Genomic DNA, 19,734 nt, shown 5'->3' on the forward strand with positions numbered 1-19,734 from the left:
AAACTGTAAACAGACTGTAGGAGCGAGCTCGCCTCGCGATCTGTTTAAAAGCTCGCGAGACAAGCTCGCTCCTACAGGGGTTCAGGACAATCAGGCGGCATCGCGCCTGGCGCTCTTGCGCCAGTTATCCACAGCCGCAATCAACGCCTGCAAAATTGCCGCACCGTCACCAATCACCGAAAGATCAGCGCGCTTGATCATGTCGCAACCCGGATCAAGGTTGATCGCCACCACCTTGTCGCACCCGCCAATCCCTTGCAGATGCTGGATCGCGCCGCTGATGCCGACCGCAACATAGACCCGGGCGGTAACCCAGGTACCGCTGGCCCCGACCTGACGCTCACGCCCCATAAAGCCGTCATCCACCGCCACCCGTGACGCGCCTTCGGTGGCCCCCAGCGCTGCTGCAGCCCTGTGGAAAAGTCCCCAGTCCTTGATCCCGTTACCGCCGCTGAGGATAAACTCGGCCTCTGCCATGGGCGTCGCCGCAGGATCCACCGCAACCGCACCCAGGTCTTCAATCCGGGGCAGGCAACGCGGCGCATCTGTGGATAACTGCACAGGCAATGCCTCATGCAGGGTTTCGCTGACCGGCTCGGCGCACTCGGCAGCGGCCAGGATCAACCGTGGCAACGGCTGCGCCAGATCCTGCAAGCCGGCCCCGGCTCGTCCCAGACAGGTTCCGTCCTTGATTTGCCACACCCGGGTGGCCGGGCGCTGGCCCAGGCTCGCAGCCAGACGACGGCCCAGTTCTGCACCGCCATTGCGGCTGTCGGGCAGCAACCAGTGTCTGGGCGCGAACTGGTTATCCACAGCCCGTAAATCGTGAACCCGTTGCTCCGGTGCATAACCTTCGCTGTCCAGTAACAACAAACGGTCTACCCCGGCCCTGGCAAAGGCCGTTTCTTTGCACTCGCCAAACACCACTGCCAGCACCGCGCCGTCGCTGCCCGCCAGTTGCCGGGCCAGGCCAAGCACGTCGCGGTCGTGACTGGCGAGGCGGCCACCGGCCATATCCGGTACCACGCAGATATAAAACGCCGGCGCCGGCACCTGATGCAGCGGCAATTGCACTTGTTCACTGGCCGCGCGTTTGACCGTGCCGCCCTGTTGCGCGCCACTGCGATCAATCCGCTTGATGCCGTTGGGGCCGATAAAACCCAGCCCATGTACATTTTTGCGCAGCACCCCGTTGGGCCCCATCCAGCTGGCGGATGCCGGCTGCATGGCGGCATGCAGCGGGTGCAGGCGGTTGCGGGCGATCCACTCGGCCCGCGGGTCGCGGCGGATAATGTCACTCATACCATCACCTCCGGGGCTGCGCGGCTGGGCGCTTTGGCGGGCACGATCGGTTCAATCAGAGCTTCAGCCACCAGTTCGGCAATGTCCTTGATCAGCGGCCGCGGCTCGACCACGCCTTCGAGCATGGCCGTGCATTGCGGGCACCCTACCGCCACACGCTCGGCGCCGGTCTCGCGGATGTCGCCCATGCGCATGTCGGGAATCCGTTGTTTGCCGGGGATGTCAGTAATGGGGGCGCCGCCGCCGCCGCCACAGCAGCGTGAGCGAAAGCCCGAGCGCTGCATTTCTTTGACTTCAATGCCCAGCGCGCGCAATACCGCGCGGGGAGCCTCGTATTCGCCGTTGTAACGCCCCAGATAACAGGGGTCGTGATAGGTCACGCTGCCGCCCGTATCCGCGTTCAGGGCAAGAGCGCCCAGGTCGATCAGTTCGGCCATGTAAGTGCTGTGATGTTGCACCAGGTACTCACCGCCAAAGGCGCCATATTCATTTTTCAGTACGTGGAAACTGTGGGGATCGCAGGTCACGATGCGTTTGAAACGGTATTGCCCCAGGGTCTGGATATTACGTCGGGCCAGCGCCTGAAAGGTCGCTTCGTCGCCCAGACGCCGGGCCACGTCACCGCTGTCGCGCTCTTCGAGCCCCAGTACCGCGAAATCGACCCCGGCGGCTTTCAGTACCTTGACGAATGCCCGCAGGGTGCGTTGGTTACGCATGTCGAAGGCGCCATCACCGACCCAGAACAGCACGTCCGCCGAGGGTTTATCGCGCATCAGATCAAGATTCAGGTCTGCAGCCCAGTTCATCCGCCCGCCCGGTGCAAAACCGCCGGGGTTGTCGGTGGCGATCAGGTTGTCCAGCACCTGAGCGCCGTTGTTCGGGGTTGCACCTTTTTCCAGGGTCAGAAAGCGGCGCATGTCGACGATGGCATCCACGTGCTCGATCATCATCGGGCACTCCTCAACACAGGCACGGCAGGTGGTGCAGGACCACAGGGTGTCTGCATCCACCAGGCCGTCAACTATGGGTTGATGCGGGTTGCCGCCATGTTCACCAACGGGTTTGCCCGGGTACGGGCTGCCGGCAAAGTGCGCATCGGTACCGCCCGCAAGCCCCACCACCATGTCCTGAATCAGTTTCTTCGGGTTCAACGGCTGGCCCGCAGCGTAGGCCGGGCACGCCGCTTCGCACTTGCCGCATTGCACGCAGGCGTCAAAACCCAGCAGCTGGTTCCAGGTGAAGTCCTTGGGTTTTTCCACCCCCAGGGGCGCGCTGCGATCATCCAGGTCCAAAGGCATCAAGCCGGTAGAACGGCCACCGCCAAAGCGCTCGGCGCGCCGATGCCAGGCCAGGTGCAAAGCCCCGGCGAAGGCGTGCTTCATCGGCCCGCCCCAGGTCATGCCGAAGAACAGCTCCGCCACGCCCCACAGCACTCCCACCCCCAGCAGGGTTGCCAGCAACCAGCCGCCAAAGTCCTGGGGCAGCAAACCGGCGACCGGCAAGGTGAGGATAAAAAAGCTCAGCGAAAATGCCAGCAGGCTTTTTGGCAGCCGCATCCACGGGCCTTTGGACAGGCGGGCCGGTGGATTGAGGCGACGTTTGAACACAAAGAGCGCGCCGACAAACATCAGCGCCGTGGCCACCAGCAGGGCGTATCCGAGGATGCGGTTATGCAGCCCCAGGCCATGCACCAGAATCGCCAGCAACGCCGCCAGTACAAAACCCCCGGCAGTGGCAACGTGGGTATTGGCCATGTACTTGTCACGGGCGACCACGTGGTGCAGATCAACCATATAACGCCGGGGCATGGCCAGCAGGCCAGCGAGCAGATCGACCCTGGCCGGGCGGCCACTACGCCACATATGCATCCGCCGCACGGCGCCGATGACGGCCAGACCGAGGGCAGCGAATAACAGAACTGGGAGAACAATATTGAGCATGGTGAAGCTCCCGAAGACCTCAGGGGTTGCGCAAATCCTGTGGGAGCCGGCTTGCCGGCGATGTTGCTGGCAATTGCCTATGCCTCATCGCCGGCAAGCCAGCTCCCGGAGTTATTCACACGTGCTTAGAAATCCTTGCACAACCTGAGTGCGTCATAGATCGCGGCATGTACGTTGCGCTGGGCCACGCAGTCACCGATGCGGAACAGCAGGTAACCGTCCCCCGGTTCGCTCAGGCACGGTTGCGGCTTGATCGCAAACAGCGCTTCGACGTCGATCTGGCCCTTGTTGCGCGAGTCCGGTTTAAGCCCGTAGTACAATTCTTCATCCGGACGCACGCCATTCTCGATCACCACCTGGTCCACCACCCGCTCCTCCCTGGCGCCGGTGTATTCGTTCTCCAGAACGGCAATCAGCTTGTCGCCTTCGCGGTAGACCTTCTCCAGCATCATGTCCCCGGTCATGATCACTTCCTTGGGGTACAGGCTGCGGTAGTAGGTGGGGAATGAGGTGCCGCCAATCGCCACCCCGGGCTTGGTGTCGTCGGTCACGATCTCGACCTGGGCACCTTTGTCGGCCATGAAGTCGGCGACGGACATGCCGGTAAACTCGCAGATGGTGTCGTACACCAGCACGTTCTTGCCCGGCTCGACCTTGCCGTCGAGCACGTCCCAGCTGCTGACCACCAGCCCTTCGGCAGCGCCCCAGTGTTCGTTCTGTTCCACAAACGGATGCCCGCCCACGGCCAGCACCACGATGTCGGGACGCAGATCGAGAATGGTCGCCGGGTCTGCCGCGGTGCCCAGACGCAGATCAACGTTCAGGCGCGCCAGTTCCAGCTGGAACCAGCGGGTAATGCCGGCCATCTGGTCCCGTTGCGGGGCTTTGGAGGCGGTGGTGATTTGCCCGCCGATGACATCCTTTTTCTCGAACAGGGTCACGTCGTGACCCCGTTCCGCGGCTACCCGCGCCGCCTCCATGCCGGCAGGCCCGGCGCCGACTATCACCACCTTGCGTTTGGCCCCGGTACTTTTCTGGATGATATGCGGCACGCCCATGTATTCCCGGGAGGTGGCGGCGTTCTGGATACAGAGCACGTCCAGGCCCTGGTACTGGCGGTCGATGCAGTAGTTGGCGCCCACGCATTGCTTGATCTGGTCGATCTGGCCCATTTTGATTTTGGCGATCAGGTGCGGGTCGGCGATGTGGGCACGGGTCATGCCCACCATGTCCACGTAACCGCCTTCCAGAATCCGCGTGGCCTGATTCGGGTCCTTGATGTTTTGCGCGTGCAGCACCGGGGCCTTGACCACTTCCTTGATCCCGGCGGCCAGGTGCAGAAACGGCTCCGGTGGAAAACTCATGTTGGGGATCACGTTGGCCAGGGTGTTGTGGGTATCACAGCCCGAGCCGACCACGCCGATAAAGTCGAGCATGCCGGTGTCGTCGTAGTACTTGGCGATTTGTTTCATGTCCTCGTGGCTCAAGCCATCGGGGTGAAATTCGTCACCGCACAGGCGAATGCCGACGCAGAAATCCGGACCGACTTCGGCACGCACGGCCTTGAGTACTTCGAGGCCGAAGCGCATGCGGTTTTCAAAACTGCCGCCCCATTCATCAGTGCGTTTGTTGACCCGCGGGCTCCAGAACTGGTCAATCATGTGCTGGTGCACAGCCGACAGTTCGACCCCGTCCAGCCCGCCTTTCTTGGCGCGCCCTGCCGCACTGGCGTAGTTGCCGATCACGCGCCAGATTTCTTCCGGCTCGATGGTTTTGCAGGTGGCACGGTGCACCGGTTCGCGCACCCCGGACGGCGACATCAGGGTCGGCCAGTTGAAGCCGTCCCAGCGTGAGCGGCGGCCCATGTGGGTTATCTGGATCATGATCTTGGCGCCGTGCTTGTGCATGGCATCGGCCAGGTTCTGGAAGTGCGGGATGATGCGGTCGGTGCTCAGGTTGACCGAACTCCACCACTCCTGGGGGCTGTCGATGGCCACCACCGATGACCCCCCGCAAATCGCCAGGCCGATACCGCCCTTGGCTTTTTCTTCGTAGTACTGCACGTAGCGCTCAGTGGTCATGCCGCCATCGGTGGCATACACCTCGGCGTGGGCAGTGCTGAGCACGCGGTTGCGGATGGTCAGTTTGCCGATTTGAATCGGCTCAAACATTGCTTCGAACGCCATATCCCGATCCTCGACTTACAATGGCTTGACGATAAACAGGCCGTGGTCGTGGCCCTCTTCCGATCCGCTATAAATCTGCTCGGCGCGGGTGCGAATGTGGCTGCCACGGGCCTGCAGAATCTGATCCATGGCGCCGGCAAACCAGCCGGTGAACATGTAATCGACCTTGCGCCCGACCTTGCCGTACACGTAGACGAAACAGGAGTGCTCGAGCTTGATGGTGGCAGTGCCTTTATCGAGGTCGATGTCCTGGATTTCGAACAGGCCCCAGCCACGCTGGGACAGACGCTTCATGTAGTGCTCGAACACCGCGACCCCTTCCAGGCCGTGGCACTCGGCTTCTTTTTCGCACCAGTGCCAGGCGGATTTGTAGCCGGCCTTGTAGAGAATTTCGGCGTAGGCGTCAGCACCCAGCACCTCCTCGATGCCCATATGGTTGTTGACGAAAAAATGCCGTGGCACATAGAGCATGGGCAGGGCGTCAGAGGTCCAGACACCGGTTTCACTGTCGACTTCGATAGGCAATTGCGGGGCGATTTTAGCCATGGAACAAAACTCCAGAAATTCAACAAATCTATGTAGTCGCTGCCGCAGGCTGCGAAGGGTTGCGAAGCAGCCCGTTTTTCAAGAAGTCCTCATCGCAGCCTTCGGCAGCGACTACGAGGAGCTGTTCGGCTATTCGCCCCAGACGTCCTTGAGCACGTTGACCCAGTTTTCGCCCATGATTTTGCGCACCACGCGCTCGGGGTGACCGCGCTTGAGCAGGGTTTCAGTGAGGTTGGGGAACTCACCCACAGTGCGAATGCCCAGCGGGTTGATGATCTTGCCGAAGCTGGTCAGACGCCGGGCATAGCCCTTGTCGTGGGTCAGCATTTCGAAGAAGTCCTGACCGTGGCCCTGGGTGAAGTCGGTGCCGATACCGATCGCGTCTTCGCCGACGATATTCATCGTGTACTCGATGGCCTGGGCATAGTCGTCAATGGTGGAGTCGATGCCCTTGGCCAGAAATGGCGCGAACATGGTCACCCCGACAAACCCGCCGTGGTCGGCGATGAATTTAAGTTCGGCGTCGGATTTGTTGCGCGGGTGCTCTTTGAGGCCGGACGGCAGACAGTGCGAGTAGCAGACCGGTTTCTTCGATTCGAGGATCACCTCTTCCGAGGTTTTTGAACCCACATGGGACAGGTCGCACATGATCCCGACGCGGTTCATTTCGGCCACCACTTCGCGGCCAAAGCCCGAGAGCCCGCCATCACGTTCGTAGCAGCCGGTGCCCACCAGGTTTTGCGTGTTGTAGCACATCTGCACCACGCCAACTCCGAGCTGCTTGAAGATCTCGATATAGCCCAGCTGGTCTTCAAAGGCGTGGGCGTTCTGGAAGCCAAAAATGATACCGGTCTTGCCCTGCTCCTTGGCCCGACGAATATCCGCAGTGGTTTTTACCGGGATCACCAGGTCGCTGTTTTCGCGAATAAGGGTCTGGCTGGCCACAATATTATTGATCGTGGCTTGAAAACCCTCCCACACCGACACCGTGCAGTTAGCTGCCGTGAGGCCGCCCTTACGCATGTCTTCGAACAGTTCGCGGCTCCATTTGGCAATGATCAGCCCGTCGATAACGATGCTGTCTGCGTGCAACTCGGCTGGGCTCATCAGGCGTCCCCTTATGGGCGCCGAATCGTCTGCCGGCGCTTTGGGGCCAGCATAGGCTCGGGGTTAAAAACAGCCGGGTGCAAAAGCGACAGCGCAATTGCCGAAAGCGTCAATCCGCGACAAAGCCCTCGGCGCCAAAGTAATGACCTATGCTGCGTAGCTGTTCTTTGGCCCACGCTTAAGCCAGAATCCGTCCCATCTATGGATTAGGAAGCCGCAATGAAATCGATTCTCCTGGCCTTGGCGTTGATCACAAGCGGTGCGTACGCAGCCGATGATGCCGACTACAACCCGTGCGATGCGGTGGAAAACGACCAGCAAACCCTGGCGTGTTCGGCGTACAGCAAGAATGCGGCCGAGCTGTTGCTGACCGAAAATTACGAAGCCCTGCAGACGCGAATGAACTCGATGTACGGCTCAAACGCAACTCAGCTCAATAACATCATCAGCAAGATCAAGACCGCTCAGGCGCTGTGGTTGCACCAGCGTGACGCCGACTGCGCGATTGTGGTGTTCCCTGCCACATCCGGCACCGAGACCTTCAACATTGCCCAGAACGACTGCATGGCCCGCATGAGCGATGATCGTTCGGAGTTTCTGGAATCGATCGGGCAGGAATAACCACCCTGCTCCCACAGATCAGATGCCTTATTTAAATCCAGGGTTTTTATGACTATTTGCGGTATCGATATCAAAGGCAGCGAAGCGATCTTCGCCGTCGCCACCCAGGGCCCCGACGGTCTTCAACATCTAGCCATTGCGACCAAGAAAATCGCCCTCGACGATGATGACGATGCCCTCAACGTCAAAGCCTTCGCCGCGCAGGTCACAGCCTTTGTAAAGACCAACGCCATCACCCGCATCGCGATTAAAAAGCGCAGTAAAAAAGGCGAGTTCGCCGGCGGACCGACCACCTTCAAAATCGAAGGCATCATCCAGTTGCTGGACGCTTGTGAGGTGCAATTGCTGTCACCGCAAACCCTCAACGCGCAATTCAAAAAGCACGCTTTCGAGCTGCCCGCCTCGCTGAACAAATATCAGCATGATGCGTACAAGGCTGCGTGTGCGGCGCTGCTCAAGGGTTAACCGACCCGGTCCTGTCGCGGCGCACAGGCAAATCGCGCGCGATAGCTGCGGGTGAAGTACGACGGTGATTCAAAACCGCAGGCCAGGCTGATATCCAGCACGCTCATGTCGGTCTGGCGCAGCAGTTGCCGGGCTTTGTGCAGGCGCAGGCCAAGGTAGAAGTTGCGCGGAGTATCGTTCAGGTGCAGGCGGAACAGGCGCTCCAGCTGGCGCTGGGTGACGTTGATGCTCAGTGCCAGTTGCGAAATGCTCAGGGGCGGCTCGGTGTGCTGCTCCATCTCGCCAATCACCTGCACCAGCTTCTTGTTACGGATGCCGTAACGCGTGGCAACTTGCATGCGCTGGTGATCCTTGCGCGGGCGGATACGCCCGAGCACGAACTGCTCTGATACCTCGATAGCCAGTTCCGGGCCGTGCGCCTGGGCAATCAGATCGAGCATCATGTCGATAGAGGCCGTACCGCCCGCGCAGGTAATCCGTCGGCGGTCGATTTCAAACAGCTCTTGCGTGACCTGTAACCGCGGCCATGACTCCTTGAACGCCTCCAGCGCTTCCCAGTGCAGGGTCAGACGATAGCCGTCGAGCAGGCCCGCCTCGGCCAGCACAAAACTGCCGGTATCGATCCCGCCCAGGCTTACCCCTTCGCCGTCCAGACGCCGCAGCCAGTGAATCAGTGCCGGCGTGACATGGGCCAGTGGCTCGAAACCGGCCACCACCAGTAACGTCGCCCCTGCGGTGAGCGCCTCCAGCCCTGCCTCGGCATTGACCGACATGCCGTTGCTCGCCGGTACCGCGCCACCGTCGCTGCTCAGCACGTGCCAGCGGTACAGCTCGCCGCGAAAGCGGTTGGCCACCCGCAGCGGCTCAATCGCAGAAATAAAGCCCAACGAGGAAAAGCCGGGCAGCAGCAGGAAATAGAAGTCCTTGGGCATGGAGGCGCTCGTGCAGTCAGTTCGCAGGATTGAAACACACTCAGGTCGCTACAGTGCAAAAGCCCGTCGCTCCAGTGCGGTTAAGCAATACCCGACCTCGGTAACTTGGCGTCACGGTGCACAAAGACACCGGCTACCTAATAACAACCTGCCGAGGCCCGCTCCATGAAACGACTGATCAGCTGTTGCTTGTTGGTACTCAGCCCCTATGTGCTGGCTGGCGAAGATCCATCGTGCAAGAACGTACGCATGGGCGTGGTCAACTGGACCGATGTGATCGCCACCAGCGCCATGGCGCAAACCCTGCTCGACGGTCTCGGCTACAAAACCAAACAGACCAGCGCCTCCCAGCAAATCATCTTCGCCGGGATACGTGACAACCGGCTGGACATGTTTCTGGGCTACTGGAACCCGATCATGAACCAGAGCATCACCCCCTTTGTCGATGCCAGACAGGTGACGGTGCTGGCCGAGCCCAGCCTTAAAGATGCCAAGGCCATGCTCGCCGTGCCGACCTATATGAGCGACAAGGGGCTTAAAAGCTTTGCTGACATTGCCCGATTCGAAAAAGAACTGGGGGGCAAGATTTACGGGATTGAACCGGGCTCCGGTGCCAACACCCAGATCAAGGCCATGATCGAGCAAAACCGCTTTGGCCTGGGCAAGTTCCAGCTGGTGGAATCCAGCGAGGCCGGAATGCTTTCGGCCGTGACCCGCGCGGTCAACCGCAATGAACCGATTGTGTTCTTTGGCTGGACCCCGCACCCGATGAACATCAACCAGAAAATGACCTACCTGACCGGCAGTGAAGACGCACTGGGCCCGAATGAAGGCCTGGCCACGGTGTGGACAGTGACCACGCCGGACTACGCCAGCCGCTGCCCGAACGTCAGCCGCTTGCTGAGCAACCTGACCTTCAGCGCCGATGACGAGAGCCGCATGATGCAGCCGTTGCTGGATCACAAAGACGCCCGGGCATCGGCCCGCCAGTGGCTCAGGGACCACCCGCAAGACCAGCAGCGCTGGCTCGAAGGTGTTACCACAGCGGACGGCAAACCCGCTGCAGGGAACCTGAAACTCAGCGCCAAATAATTCAACACCGAGCCCCTCGGCCGCCGCCTGCAACGGCAGCGGCGTGGCGCTCTACGCCCAAAGGAAATGCCCCATGAACCACGACGTCATCATCACTTGCGCACTCACCGGTGCCGGCGACACCAGCGCCCGCAGCCACCTGGTACCGATCACGCCCAAGCAAATTGCCGACGCCGCCGTGGAAGCGGCCAAGGCCGGAGCCACAGTGGTGCATTGCCATGTGCGTGATCCGAAAACCGGTCAGTTCAGCCGTGATGTGGCGCTGTACCGCGAACTGATGGAGCGCATCCGCGAGGCCGACATCGACATCATCGTCAACCTCACGGCCGGGATGGGCGGTGACTTGCACATCGGCCCCGGCGAGAACCCGATGGAGTTTGGCCCCAATACCGATCTGGTCGGGCCGCTGACCCGTCTGGCACACGTCGAAGCCTTGCTGCCGGAAATCTGCACCCTTGACTGCGGCACCCTGAACTTCGGTGACGGCGACACCATTTACGTTTCGACCCCGGCGCAGCTGCGGGCGGGGGCCAAGCGCATTCAGGAGCTGGGGGTCAAAGCCGAACTGGAGATTTTCGACACCGGCCATCTGTGGTTCGCCAAGCAAATGATCAAGGAAGGCCTGCTCGACGATCCGCTGTTCCAGCTGTGCCTGGGCATCCCCTGGGGTGCTCCGGCAGACACCACCAGCATGAAAGCCATGGTCGACAACCTGCCCGCCAATGCGGTGTGGGCCGGGTTCGGCATTGGTCGCATGCAAATGCCCATGGCTGCCCAGGCGGTCTTGCTCGGCGGCAACGTCCGGGTCGGGCTGGAAGACAACCTGTGGCTGGATCGCGGGGTACTGGCGAGCAACGGACAGCTGGTGGAGCGTGCCGCAGAAATCCTCAGCCGCCTTGGCGCCAGGGTGCTGACCCCGGCTGAAGGCCGGGTAAAGATGGGTTTGAGCCAGCGCCACTAACCCCGCCTCCCCCTGCCCACCTGCCCCCCCTGTAGGAGCGAGCTTGCCTCGCGAGCTCTTCAGCGAAACAGCGAAAAGCTCGCTCCTACAGGTTTAAGACCGAATTTTGATCAGGAATCGCCCATGACCTTTATCACTAACATCAAAACCTTCGCCACCCTTGGCAGCGGTGTCATTGGCAGCGGCTGGGTCGCCCGCGCACTGGCCCATGGCCTCGACGTGGTGGCCTGGGACCCTGCCCCCGGCGCCGAAGCCGCCCTGCGCAAGCGCGTGGCCAAGGCCTGGCCGGCGCTGGAAAAAAGCGGCCTCGGCAAAGGCGCGTCCCAGGACCGCCTGCGCTTTGTCAGCACCATTGAAGAATGTGTACGCGACGCCGATTTCATTCAGGAAAGCGCACCCGAGCGGCTCGATCTCAAACTCGAGCTGCACAGCAAAATCAGCGCTGCCGCCAAACCCGATGCACTGATCGGCTCCAGCACCTCGGGCCTGCTGCCTAGCGAGTTCTACGAGACATCCACCCATCCCGAGCGCTGCATCGTCGGCCACCCTTTCAACCCGGTGTACTTGCTGCCGCTGGTGGAAGTGGTGGGCGGACAAAAAACTGCACCACAAGCCATTGCGGCTGCGATCGAGGTCTATAAATCCCTGGGCATGCGCCCCTTGCATGTGCGCAAGGAAGTACCGGGTTTTATCGCTGACCGCTTGCTCGAAGCCCTGTGGCGCGAGGCGCTGCACCTGGTCAATGACGGGGTGGCAACCACTGGCGAGATCGACGATGCCATTCGCTTTGGCGCCGGTTTGCGCTGGTCGTTCATGGGCACATTCCTCACCTACACCCTTGCCGGTGGCGATGCGGGCATGCGGCACTTCATGAACCAGTTCGGCCCGGCCCTGAAACTGCCGTGGACCTACCTGCCGGCGCCGGAACTCAGCGAAAAACTGATCGACGACGTGGTTGAAGGTACAACTGAACAACTGGGCAGCCACAGCATTGCCGCGCTGGAGAGCTATCGTGACGATTGCCTGCTGGCGGTGATGGAAGCGGTGAACGCGACCAAACTCAAACACGGCATTGCCATCAACGATTGAGCGAGGTTCTGCATGCCCATCCTCACCACCTACAGCACCCCCGTTCTTGAAGAGTGGGTCGATTACAACGGCCATTTGCGGGACGCGTTTTACCTGCTGATTTTCAGCTATGCCACCGATGGGCTGATGGACCACCTGGGACTCGACAGCCAGAATCGCGAAGCCAGCGGCCATTCGCTGTTCACCCTGGAAGTGCACATGAACTACCTGCACGAAGTGAAGCTCGGCGCCCGGGTCGAAGTGCGCACCCAGATCATCGGCCATGATAAAAAGCGCCTGCATCTTTATCACAGCCTGCACCTGATCGGCGAAGAGCAAACCCTGGCCGGCAATGAGCAAATGCTGCTGCATGTCGACCTTGCAGGCCCGCACTCGGCACCGTTCAGCGAACATTCACTGGCGTTGTTGCAGGCAATAGAAACCCGCCAGGGAGACCTGCCCAAACCGGCTTATGTGGGCCGGGTGATCGGTTTGCCCGGCACCGCCAGGGCATGAAAAAAGCCCCGGACCTGCCGTGACAGGTTCGGGGCTAACTCTGTGTGATGCCGAGAGGGTGACCAAACCATCGACGATGCCGCGAAAGTCAGTGTGCACAGCCCAGTGCACCGGCACTTAGCCGAAAACGACCTGCGCTTAGGCATCCCGGACATATCGTCAGACCGCCCCTTGCCCCCTTGACCAAGCCGTACCAGAATCGAGTTCGATCGCGCCTCTGTAGAAGGATAAAAAAATGATGCACGCGGATTTGATTGATGAGCAAGACCTGCTGGGCCAACTGCGCTCACTGGGGTTTGAGGTGTCTGGCAGCGCCGAGCAAGCCTGTACGACGGTGGTCTGTGGACTGAATGAAACCAATGCTCGCGCACTCAAGGGCCTGGTAGAAAAACTCTACACCGGCAGCGCGACCATTTTGCCGGCGGTGCGCCAGGCCATAGATCAACAGCTGCTGCCGGGGCTGGCGCAATTCAAGCAAAGCAAAATGGCCTGACCCCACCTCTGCCTGCCCCCACCTCTGTAGGAGCGAGCTTGCCTCGCGAGCTCTTCGCTGAAATGCTCGCGAGCAAGCTCGCGCCTGCAGAAGGCTTTGCGGCGTTACAGTCGTACGCTGGCAAAGGTCGATTCGTTGCGCGCCTGATTCAAGGCAGACATGGGGCCGGCCAGCGGCGTCATCAGCAGTGACTGCGGAATCGGGATCAGGGTTGTCTGTTGCGCGGTGTTGGAGCCCACTCGCTCATCCCGTGGCGGAATACCGAAATACTCGCGGTAACACTTGGAGAAATGCGGGGTAGAAACAAAGCCGCACACCGCTGCCACTTCAATGATCGACATGGGTGTCTGCTTGAGTAACTGCCGCGCCCGTACCAGCCTCAGCTTGAGGTAGTAACGCGATGGCGAGCAGTGCAAATACTTCTGAAACAGGCGCTCCAGCTGACGTCGCGATACGGTGACATACACCGCCAGCTCATCAAGGTCGATGGGCTCTTCGAGATTGGCCTCCATCAATGCCACGATTTCCTGCAGCTTGGGCTGGTTGGTGCCAAGCATGTGCTTGAGCGGCACCCGCTGATGGTCCTGTTCGTTGCGAATGCGTTCATACACAAACATTTCCGAAATGGCCGCCGACAGCTCACGGCCATGATCGCGGCTGATCAGGTGCAGCATCATGTCCAGCGGTGCGGTGCCCCCCGAACTGGTAAAGCGGCTGCGGTCGAGGGTAAACAGGCGGGTACTCATGGCGACCCGCGGAAAGGCTTCCTGCATGGAGGCCAGACATTCCCAGTGCACGCTGCAATCAAAGCCGTCCAGCAGACCGGCGTAGGCCAGGGCCCAGCTGCCGGTGCATACGGCGCCCAGACGGCGCGACTGGCGCGCCTGGCTTTGCAACCATGAAACGTGCTCGCGGGTAACAGTGCGTTGAATACCGATACCGCCGCAAACAATCACCATGTCCAGTGCCGGGGCCTTGTACATGCTTGCATCGGGGGTTACTTGCAGGCCGTCGCTGGCCCATACCTGACTGCCATCTGCGGTGAGGGTGCTCCAGCGATACAACTCGCGACCGGACAGCTGATTGGCCATGCGCAAGGGTTCTATCGCGGAAGCCAGGGAAATGAGCGTGAAATTGTCCAGCAGCAGAAAGCCGATGGATTGAGGCGTACGGTTCTGGGGTTGAACCCCGGAGTTGAACGACGTCATCGCGATATCTCCTCACACAATGCGGGTGATGGCCCCAGGCACAGGCTCTTGTTATTGCCCTCGTTTGACGGGGCTTTGCAATCACAACGCAAATGCCATGCCTAAACTTGAATGACCATTCAACTAAGCCTGAAAACGACGTCGCAATGTGTCTGCGCGGGTATTGACCAAACCGCTGACAAGCATTGTTTAAAAGGACCCGACACGCACAGCCCGGCGCTTTTGAGCACATTGGTAGCACTTGTGGGAAGGCGGCAGAAACAGAGCCGTGACGGAATGTCACCAAGCGCACGAATGCGCCAAAAGAGATCGGTGTGCGCTGAAACAGCGCGCGGAAAACCTGACTACAAACCTGTAGGAGCGAGCTTGCTCGCGAGCTTTTGATCTTGAAAGCTCGCGAGCAAGCTCGCTCCTACAGGAGGGGGCGACCCAGTCATCCGGTGCTCAGCACTCCACCGCGCTGACGGCCAGCCCGCCCCGTGAGGTCTCTTTGTATTTGTCGTGCATGTCGGCACCCGTGTCGCGCATGGTGCGGATCACCCGGTCCAGCGAGATAAAGTGCTGGCCATCGCCACGCAAGGCCATTTGGGCCGCATTGATGGCTTTGACTGCAGCGATGGCGTTGCGCTCGATACAGGGCACTTGCACCAGCCCGCCCACCGGGTCACAGGTCAGGCCCAGGTTGTGCTCCAGACCGATTTCGGCCGCGTTGCACAGTTGCTCGGGGGTGGCACCCAGGATTTGCGCCAGCCCGGCGGCGGCCATGGCGCAGGCTGAACCGACCTCGCCCTGACACCCCACTTCGGCCCCGGAAATGGAGGCGTTCTTTTTGCACAGAATGCCGATCGCCGCCGCGCTTAATAAATAGTCAACCACATGGGCTTCGCTGACCTCGTCGCTGAATTTCATGAAGTAGTGCAGTACCGCCGGGATGATGCCCGCCGCACCGTTGGTGGGCGCCGTGACCATGCGCCCGCCCGCTGCGTTTTCTTCGTTGACCGCCAGTGCAAACAGGTTGACCCACTCCATGGCGCTGAGGGTCGAGCCGATGACATTGGGTTTGCCCAATTCCTGCAAGCTGCGGTGCAGGCGCGCCGCGCGGCGACGCACATGCAAACCGCCGGGCAGGATGCCTTCATGCTTCAGCCCCTGCTCCACGCAGTCCTGCATGGCGCGCCAGAGCTTGATCAGGCCACAGCGGATCTCCTCTTCACTGCGCCATGTGCGTTCATTGGCCATCATCAGGGCCGCCACGCTCAGGTGATGTCTGGCGCACAGTTCGAGCAGCTCGCCAGCGCTGGAGAAGTCATAGGGCAACAGGGTCCGGTCCATGTCCAGCACACCGCTGGCCGCTTGCGCAGCGTCCACCACAAAGCCGCCGCCCACCGAGTAATAGCTGTCGCGATGCAGCTCGCCCTGTTCACTGGCGGCGACCAGCGTCATGGCATTGGGATGAAACGGCAGGTTTTCGTCGATCAGGCGCATGTCTTGCGCCCACTCGAACGGGACTGGCAGATAACCGTCGAGTAGCAGGGTCCGGGTCTCGCGCAACTGTTCGATGCGTTCGCCAATGCAGGCCGGGTCGATGACGTCCGGCCATTCGCCCATCAGGCCCATGATCACTGCATTGTCGCTGCCATGACCGATCCCGGTGGCAGACAACGAGCCATAAAGCTGCACTTCGATACGCCGTACCTGTTGCAGCTGGCCGCGTTCGCGCAAGCCCTGCACAAACAGCGCCGCCGCCCGCATGGGCCCGACCGTGTGGGAGCTGGAGGGACCGATGCCGATCTTGAACAGGTCAAACACGCTGATAGCCATGAGCACAAAGCCTCGGGGGTGAATGCCCGCACTATGGGCGGTTTTCAATCAGCTAAAACGTCCAGCTACGACCCGGCTTTGCCTGCCAGCGCCCTCGCCGTTTTATACGGTGCAGACAGCTGGAAAAGGCAGTTTCAGCAGCGGAATTTTCCATATACGACCTCCCAAGTACCAGATACGACCCTCCCTGTACTGGATGCGACGCACCCTGTAGGCGTTTGAATTTCACTGTTACATGATCAGTCTCGACTCGATTGCCAGATGCGCGGCCAAACCCCTGCCGGGCATCGCCCAACCGCAACTGATACGTGCGGCTTTTCGATTCGGAAACCGCCACCCAGACACCCAGGAGTCGTTCCATGAAACATTCCCCGTCGCTGTTGCTGGCTGCACTGTTGAGTCTGCCCGTGATCGTCCAGGCTGCCGAGCCGGCGCAATGCAGCACCGTTAACTTCTCGGATGTCGGCTGGACCGACATCACCGTCACCACCGCCGTCACCAGCGAGGTGCTCAAGGCCCTCGGTTACAAAACCAAAACCACCATGATTTCAGTACCCGTCACCTACAAGTCACTGGCCGATGGCAAGAACATGGACGTGTTTCTGGGCAACTGGATGCCCACCATGGAAAACGACATCAAGGCTTACCGCGATGCCGGAACGGTGGAGACCGTACGGGCCAATCTGGAGAACGCCAAATACACCCTGGCCGTGCCCGAAGCGCTGTATGACAAGGGTTTGAAAGACTTCTCCGACCTACCCAGATTCAAGAAGGAACTGGACGGCAAAATCTACGGCATCGAACCCGGCAACGATGGCAATCGCATGATCCAGACCATGATCGACAAAAACGCCTTCGGCCTTAAGGACGCAGGCTTCAAGGTGGTGGAGTCGAGCGAAGCCGGAATGCTGTCACAAGTCGATCGCGCCCAGCGCCGTGGCACCGAGGTGGTGTTTCTGGGCTGGGAACCGCACCCGATGAACACCCGTTTCAAGATGAAATACCTCACCGGTGGCGATGAGTTCTTCGGCCCCAATTATGGTCAGGCAACCATCTACACCAACACCCGCAAGGGCTACACCCAGGAATGCCCGAACGTCGGCCAGTTGCTGAAGAATCTGGTGTTCACCCTGGACATGGAAAGCACCCTGATGGGCAAGGTGCTCGATGACAAGACCAAACCGGACGTGGCGGCCAGAGCCTGGCTTAAACAGAACCCGCAAGTGCTCGACACCTGGCTGGCGGGCGTGACCACTATCGACGGCAAGCCGGGCCTTGAGGCCGTCAAGGCCAGTCTCGCGAAGTAAGCTCGGGCGCCGGGCGGCACGCTCGCCCGGCTCCGTTTCAATTCCCCTGCATGCGGACGTTCACTACCATGCTGATTGATCACAAGATCCCTCTGGGCGAGTACATCGCCAGCTTCGTCGACTGGCTGACCAAACACGGCGCCAGCACCTTCGACGCCATTGCGCTGACGCTGGAAACCATGATCCATGGCGTGACGTTCGCGCTGACCTGGTTCAACCCCTTTGTGTTTATCGGACTGATTGCACTGCTCGCGCACTTTATTCAACGCAAGTGGGGGCTGACGGTGTTTGTGGCACTGTCGTTTCTGCTAATCCTAAATCTGGGGTACTGGCAAGAGACCATGGAAACCCTGGCGCAGGTGCTGTTCGCCACCTTTGTCTGCGTGATCATCGGGGTGCCGCTGGGCATTCTGGCGGCGCACAAACCCATGTTCTACACCTTCATGCGCCCGGTACTGGACTTGATGCAGACCGTGCCGACATTCGTTTACCTGATCCCGACCCTGACCCTGTTCGGGCTGGGTGTGGTGCCGGGGCTGATCTCTACCGTGGTCTTTGCCATTGCCGCGCCGATTCGCCTGACCTACCTGGGGATTCGCGATGTACCCCATGAACTGCTCGATGCCGGCAAGGCCTTTGGCTGTTCGCGCCGCCAGCTGCTCACACGCATCGAACTGCCCCATGCCATGCCCAGCATCGCGGCCGGGATTACCCAATGCATCATGCTGTCGCTGTCGATGGTGGTGATTGCTGCCCTGGTGGGTGCCGACGGCCTGGGCAAACCGGTGGTCAACGCACTGAACACCGCAGACATCGCCCTGGGCTTTGAGGCCGGGCTGGCAATTGTATTGCTGGCGATCATGCTCGACCGGATCTGCAAGCAGCCGGAAGCCAAGAAAGGAGCTGACGCATGAGCATTATCCGCTTCGACAAGGTTGACGTTATCTTTGCCAAAGATCCGCGCGAGGCCCTGGGCCTGCTGGACCAAGGGCTGTCACGGGATCAGATCCTGAAAAAGACCGGGCAGATTGTCGGCGTCGAGAGCGCCAGCCTGGACATCGACAAAGGCGAAATCTGCGTGCTGATGGGTTTGTCCGGCTCGGGTAAATCCAGCTTGCTGCGCTGTATCAACGGGCTTAACACCGTGAGCCGTGGCCAGTTGTATGTGGAGCATGAAGGCAAGCAGATCGATATCGCATCCTGCACCCCGGCCGAACTGAAAATGATGCGCACCCAGCGCATCGCCATGGTGTTTCAAAAGTTCGCCCTGATGCCATGGCTGACCGTACGCGAAAACATCAGTTTTGGTCTGGAGATGCAGGGCCGGCCCGAGAAGGAACGCCGCGCGCTGGTGGACGAAAAGCTGGAGCTGGTGGGCCTGACCCAGTGGCGCAACAAAAAGCCGGATGAACTGAGCGGCGGCATGCAGCAGCGGGTCGGCCTGGCCCGGGCACTGGCCATGGACGCCGATATTTTGCTGATGGATGAACCCTTCTCGGCACTGGACCCGCTGATTCGCCAGGGCTTGCAGGACGAATTGCTGGAGCTGCAGCGCAAGCTCAGCAAGACCATTGTGTTTGTCAGCCACGATCTGGACGAAGCCCTGAAACTGGGGAGCCGCATCGCGATCATGAAAGACGGCAAGATCATTCAGTACAGCAAACCTGAAGAAATCGTGCTCAACCCGGCAGACGACTATGTGCGCACCTTCGTCGCCCATACCAACCCCCTGAACGTACTGTGCGGGCGCAGCCTGATGCGCACGCTGGACAACTGCAAACGCATCAACGGCTCGGTGTGCATAGATCCGGGGGACGACTCGTGGATTGATCTGGCAGAAGGCAACACCATCAAGGGCGTGCGCCAGGGTGCCAGCAACGTGGACTTGCAGCACTGGAGCCATGGGCAGGCAGTGGAAGGACTGGGGCGTGGCCCGACCCTGGTGGACTCGGGAATCGGCATGCGCGACGCGCTGCAAATCCGTTATCAGACCGGCAACAAGCTGGTGCTGCACGACAATCAGAAAGTGGTGGGGATACTCGGCGATACCGAGCTGTATCACGCGCTGCTGGGCAAAAACCTGGGCTAGGTGCCCGTAACTGACCTTGTAGGAGCGAGCTTGCTCGCGAGCTGTTCAAACCGGCTCGCGAACAGGCCCGCTCCTGCAGG

The 19,734-nt window shown here is 60.5% G+C and carries 18 protein-coding genes; 10 read left to right on the top strand and 8 right to left on the bottom strand.

Annotated features, from left to right (window positions below; translation table 11 throughout):
* Positions 1-90: 90 nt before the first annotated feature.
* The 5 genes from WG29040_RS15875 to WG29040_RS15895 all read right to left on the bottom strand — a co-directional run bounded on the left by WG29040_RS15875 (position 91) and on the right by WG29040_RS15895 (position 7,081).
* The gene (locus WG29040_RS15875) at positions 91-1,302 is read right to left on the bottom strand and encodes an electron transfer flavoprotein subunit alpha/FixB family protein (RefSeq protein WP_010656686.1); all 1,212 of its coding nucleotides are present in this window, start codon (positions 1,300-1,302) and stop codon (positions 91-93) included.
* Positions 1,299-3,242, bottom strand: a complete 1,944-nt coding sequence (dgcB, locus tag WG29040_RS15880) for a dimethylglycine demethylation protein DgcB (RefSeq protein ID WP_127196516.1) — start codon at positions 3,240-3,242, stop codon at positions 1,299-1,301. Before dgcB ends, WG29040_RS15875 begins: the two co-directional genes overlap by 4 nt.
* Before the next feature lie 125 nt (positions 3,243-3,367).
* The gene (gene dgcA, locus WG29040_RS15885) at positions 3,368-5,428 is read right to left on the bottom strand and encodes a dimethylglycine demethylation protein DgcA (RefSeq protein WP_004419549.1); all 2,061 of its coding nucleotides are present in this window, start codon (positions 5,426-5,428) and stop codon (positions 3,368-3,370) included.
* A 15-nt stretch (positions 5,429-5,443) separates the two neighbouring features.
* Entirely contained in the window at positions 5,444-5,974 is a 531-nt protein-coding gene (locus WG29040_RS15890; protein WP_004419551.1) for a 4-vinyl reductase, read from the bottom strand.
* 129 nt (positions 5,975-6,103) lie between these two features.
* Positions 6,104-7,081, bottom strand: coding sequence for a dipeptidase (locus tag WG29040_RS15895; protein ID WP_004419552.1), 978 nt, complete (start codon positions 7,079-7,081; stop codon positions 6,104-6,106).
* A gap of 219 nt (positions 7,082-7,300) precedes the next feature.
* Here WG29040_RS15895 and WG29040_RS15905 point away from each other — a divergent pair, with 219 nt between their 5' ends.
* Entirely contained in the window at positions 7,301-7,702 is a 402-nt protein-coding gene (locus tag WG29040_RS15905) for a lysozyme inhibitor LprI family protein (RefSeq protein WP_004419553.1), read from the top strand.
* Between the two features lie 48 nt (positions 7,703-7,750).
* Positions 7,751-8,167, top strand: a complete 417-nt coding sequence (locus WG29040_RS15910; protein WP_004419555.1) for a DUF3010 family protein — start codon at positions 7,751-7,753, stop codon at positions 8,165-8,167.
* Here the strand turns inward: WG29040_RS15910 and WG29040_RS15915 are convergent.
* The gene (locus tag WG29040_RS15915; RefSeq protein WP_127196517.1) at positions 8,164-9,099 is read right to left on the bottom strand and encodes a GlxA family transcriptional regulator; all 936 of its coding nucleotides are present in this window, start codon (positions 9,097-9,099) and stop codon (positions 8,164-8,166) included. The two genes, WG29040_RS15910 and WG29040_RS15915, sit on opposite strands and share 4 nt — an antisense overlap.
* A gap of 165 nt (positions 9,100-9,264) precedes the next feature.
* Here WG29040_RS15915 and choX point away from each other — a divergent pair, with 165 nt between their 5' ends.
* From choX to WG29040_RS15940, 5 genes are all read left to right on the top strand, one after another.
* Positions 9,265-10,191 carry a choline ABC transporter substrate-binding protein gene (gene choX, locus WG29040_RS15920; protein WP_004419560.1) on the top strand — a complete coding sequence of 309 codons (927 nt, stop codon included), beginning with the start codon at positions 9,265-9,267 and terminating at the stop codon, positions 10,189-10,191.
* 73 nt (positions 10,192-10,264) lie between these two features.
* Positions 10,265-11,152 (top strand): 3-keto-5-aminohexanoate cleavage protein, encoded by an 888-nt coding sequence (locus WG29040_RS15925; protein ID WP_004419561.1) that lies wholly within the window; start codon positions 10,265-10,267, stop codon positions 11,150-11,152.
* Between the two features lie 123 nt (positions 11,153-11,275).
* Positions 11,276-12,241: an L-carnitine dehydrogenase gene (locus WG29040_RS15930; RefSeq protein WP_127196518.1), complete on the top strand. Its 966-nt coding sequence runs from the start codon at positions 11,276-11,278 to the stop codon at positions 12,239-12,241.
* Between the two features lie 12 nt (positions 12,242-12,253).
* Entirely contained in the window at positions 12,254-12,736 is a 483-nt protein-coding gene (locus WG29040_RS15935) for a thioesterase family protein (protein WP_004419565.1), read from the top strand.
* A 235-nt stretch (positions 12,737-12,971) separates the two neighbouring features.
* On the top strand, positions 12,972-13,229 hold the full coding sequence (locus WG29040_RS15940) for a hypothetical protein (RefSeq protein ID WP_004419567.1): 258 nt from the start codon (positions 12,972-12,974) through the stop codon (positions 13,227-13,229).
* Positions 13,230-13,333: 104 nt separating this feature from the next.
* Here WG29040_RS15940 and WG29040_RS15945 read toward each other — a convergent pair whose 3' ends face one another.
* Positions 13,334-14,437 carry a GlxA family transcriptional regulator gene (locus tag WG29040_RS15945; RefSeq protein WP_004419569.1) on the bottom strand — a complete coding sequence of 368 codons (1,104 nt, stop codon included), beginning with the start codon at positions 14,435-14,437 and terminating at the stop codon, positions 13,334-13,336.
* Positions 14,438-14,881: 444 nt separating this feature from the next.
* On the bottom strand, positions 14,882-16,258 hold the full coding sequence (locus WG29040_RS15950; protein ID WP_004419571.1) for an L-serine ammonia-lyase: 1,377 nt from the start codon (positions 16,256-16,258) through the stop codon (positions 14,882-14,884).
* 359 nt (positions 16,259-16,617) lie between these two features.
* Here WG29040_RS15950 and WG29040_RS15955 point away from each other — a divergent pair, with 359 nt between their 5' ends.
* The 3 genes from WG29040_RS15955 (at position 16,618) to choV (ending at position 19,654) form a co-directional block, all read left to right on the top strand.
* Positions 16,618-17,565 carry a choline ABC transporter substrate-binding protein gene (locus WG29040_RS15955; RefSeq protein ID WP_004419573.1) on the top strand — a complete coding sequence of 316 codons (948 nt, stop codon included), beginning with the start codon at positions 16,618-16,620 and terminating at the stop codon, positions 17,563-17,565.
* A 68-nt stretch (positions 17,566-17,633) separates the two neighbouring features.
* Positions 17,634-18,479, top strand: a complete 846-nt coding sequence (choW, locus tag WG29040_RS15960; protein WP_004419575.1) for a choline ABC transporter permease subunit — start codon at positions 17,634-17,636, stop codon at positions 18,477-18,479.
* The gene (gene choV, locus WG29040_RS15965) at positions 18,476-19,654 is read left to right on the top strand and encodes a choline ABC transporter ATP-binding protein (RefSeq protein WP_004419578.1); all 1,179 of its coding nucleotides are present in this window, start codon (positions 18,476-18,478) and stop codon (positions 19,652-19,654) included. The genes choW and choV overlap by 4 nt, the downstream gene beginning before the upstream one ends.
* The last annotated feature ends 80 nt before the right edge of the window (positions 19,655-19,734 follow it).

This window comes from Pseudomonas sp. PAMC 29040 (assembly GCF_003994535.1).
Classification (GTDB): domain Bacteria; phylum Pseudomonadota; class Gammaproteobacteria; order Pseudomonadales; family Pseudomonadaceae; genus Aquipseudomonas; species Aquipseudomonas paraversuta.

Excerpts from the sequence above, each read along its gene's own strand:
- choV (WP_004419578.1), top strand. The coding sequence starts at position 18,476 with ATGAGCATTATCCGCTTCGACAAGGTTGACGTTATCTTTGCCAAAGAT.
- WG29040_RS15955 (WP_004419573.1), top strand. The coding sequence starts at position 16,618 with ATGAAACATTCCCCGTCGCTGTTGCTGGCTGCACTGTTGAGTCTGCCC.
- WG29040_RS15930 (WP_127196518.1), top strand. The coding sequence starts at position 11,276 with ATGACCTTTATCACTAACATCAAAACCTTCGCCACCCTTGGCAGCGGT.
- WG29040_RS15925 (WP_004419561.1), top strand. The coding sequence starts at position 10,265 with ATGAACCACGACGTCATCATCACTTGCGCACTCACCGGTGCCGGCGAC.
- WG29040_RS15945 (WP_004419569.1), bottom strand. The coding sequence starts at position 14,437 with ATGACGTCGTTCAACTCCGGGGTTCAACCCCAGAACCGTACGCCTCAA.
- choW (WP_004419575.1), top strand. The coding sequence starts at position 17,634 with ATGCTGATTGATCACAAGATCCCTCTGGGCGAGTACATCGCCAGCTTC.
- WG29040_RS15915 (WP_127196517.1), bottom strand. The coding sequence starts at position 9,099 with ATGCCCAAGGACTTCTATTTCCTGCTGCTGCCCGGCTTTTCCTCGTTG.
- dgcA (WP_004419549.1), bottom strand. The coding sequence starts at position 5,428 with ATGGCGTTCGAAGCAATGTTTGAGCCGATTCAAATCGGCAAACTGACC.
- WG29040_RS15940 (WP_004419567.1), top strand. The coding sequence starts at position 12,972 with ATGATGCACGCGGATTTGATTGATGAGCAAGACCTGCTGGGCCAACTG.
- WG29040_RS15950 (WP_004419571.1), bottom strand. The coding sequence starts at position 16,258 with ATGGCTATCAGCGTGTTTGACCTGTTCAAGATCGGCATCGGTCCCTCC.
- WG29040_RS15910 (WP_004419555.1), top strand. The coding sequence starts at position 7,751 with ATGACTATTTGCGGTATCGATATCAAAGGCAGCGAAGCGATCTTCGCC.
- WG29040_RS15875 (WP_010656686.1), bottom strand. The coding sequence starts at position 1,302 with ATGAGTGACATTATCCGCCGCGACCCGCGGGCCGAGTGGATCGCCCGC.
- WG29040_RS15935 (WP_004419565.1), top strand. The coding sequence starts at position 12,254 with ATGCCCATCCTCACCACCTACAGCACCCCCGTTCTTGAAGAGTGGGTC.
- WG29040_RS15905 (WP_004419553.1), top strand. The coding sequence starts at position 7,301 with ATGAAATCGATTCTCCTGGCCTTGGCGTTGATCACAAGCGGTGCGTAC.
- WG29040_RS15895 (WP_004419552.1), bottom strand. The coding sequence starts at position 7,081 with ATGAGCCCAGCCGAGTTGCACGCAGACAGCATCGTTATCGACGGGCTG.
- dgcB (WP_127196516.1), bottom strand. The coding sequence starts at position 3,242 with ATGCTCAATATTGTTCTCCCAGTTCTGTTATTCGCTGCCCTCGGTCTG.
- choX (WP_004419560.1), top strand. The coding sequence starts at position 9,265 with ATGAAACGACTGATCAGCTGTTGCTTGTTGGTACTCAGCCCCTATGTG.
- WG29040_RS15890 (WP_004419551.1), bottom strand. The coding sequence starts at position 5,974 with ATGGCTAAAATCGCCCCGCAATTGCCTATCGAAGTCGACAGTGAAACC.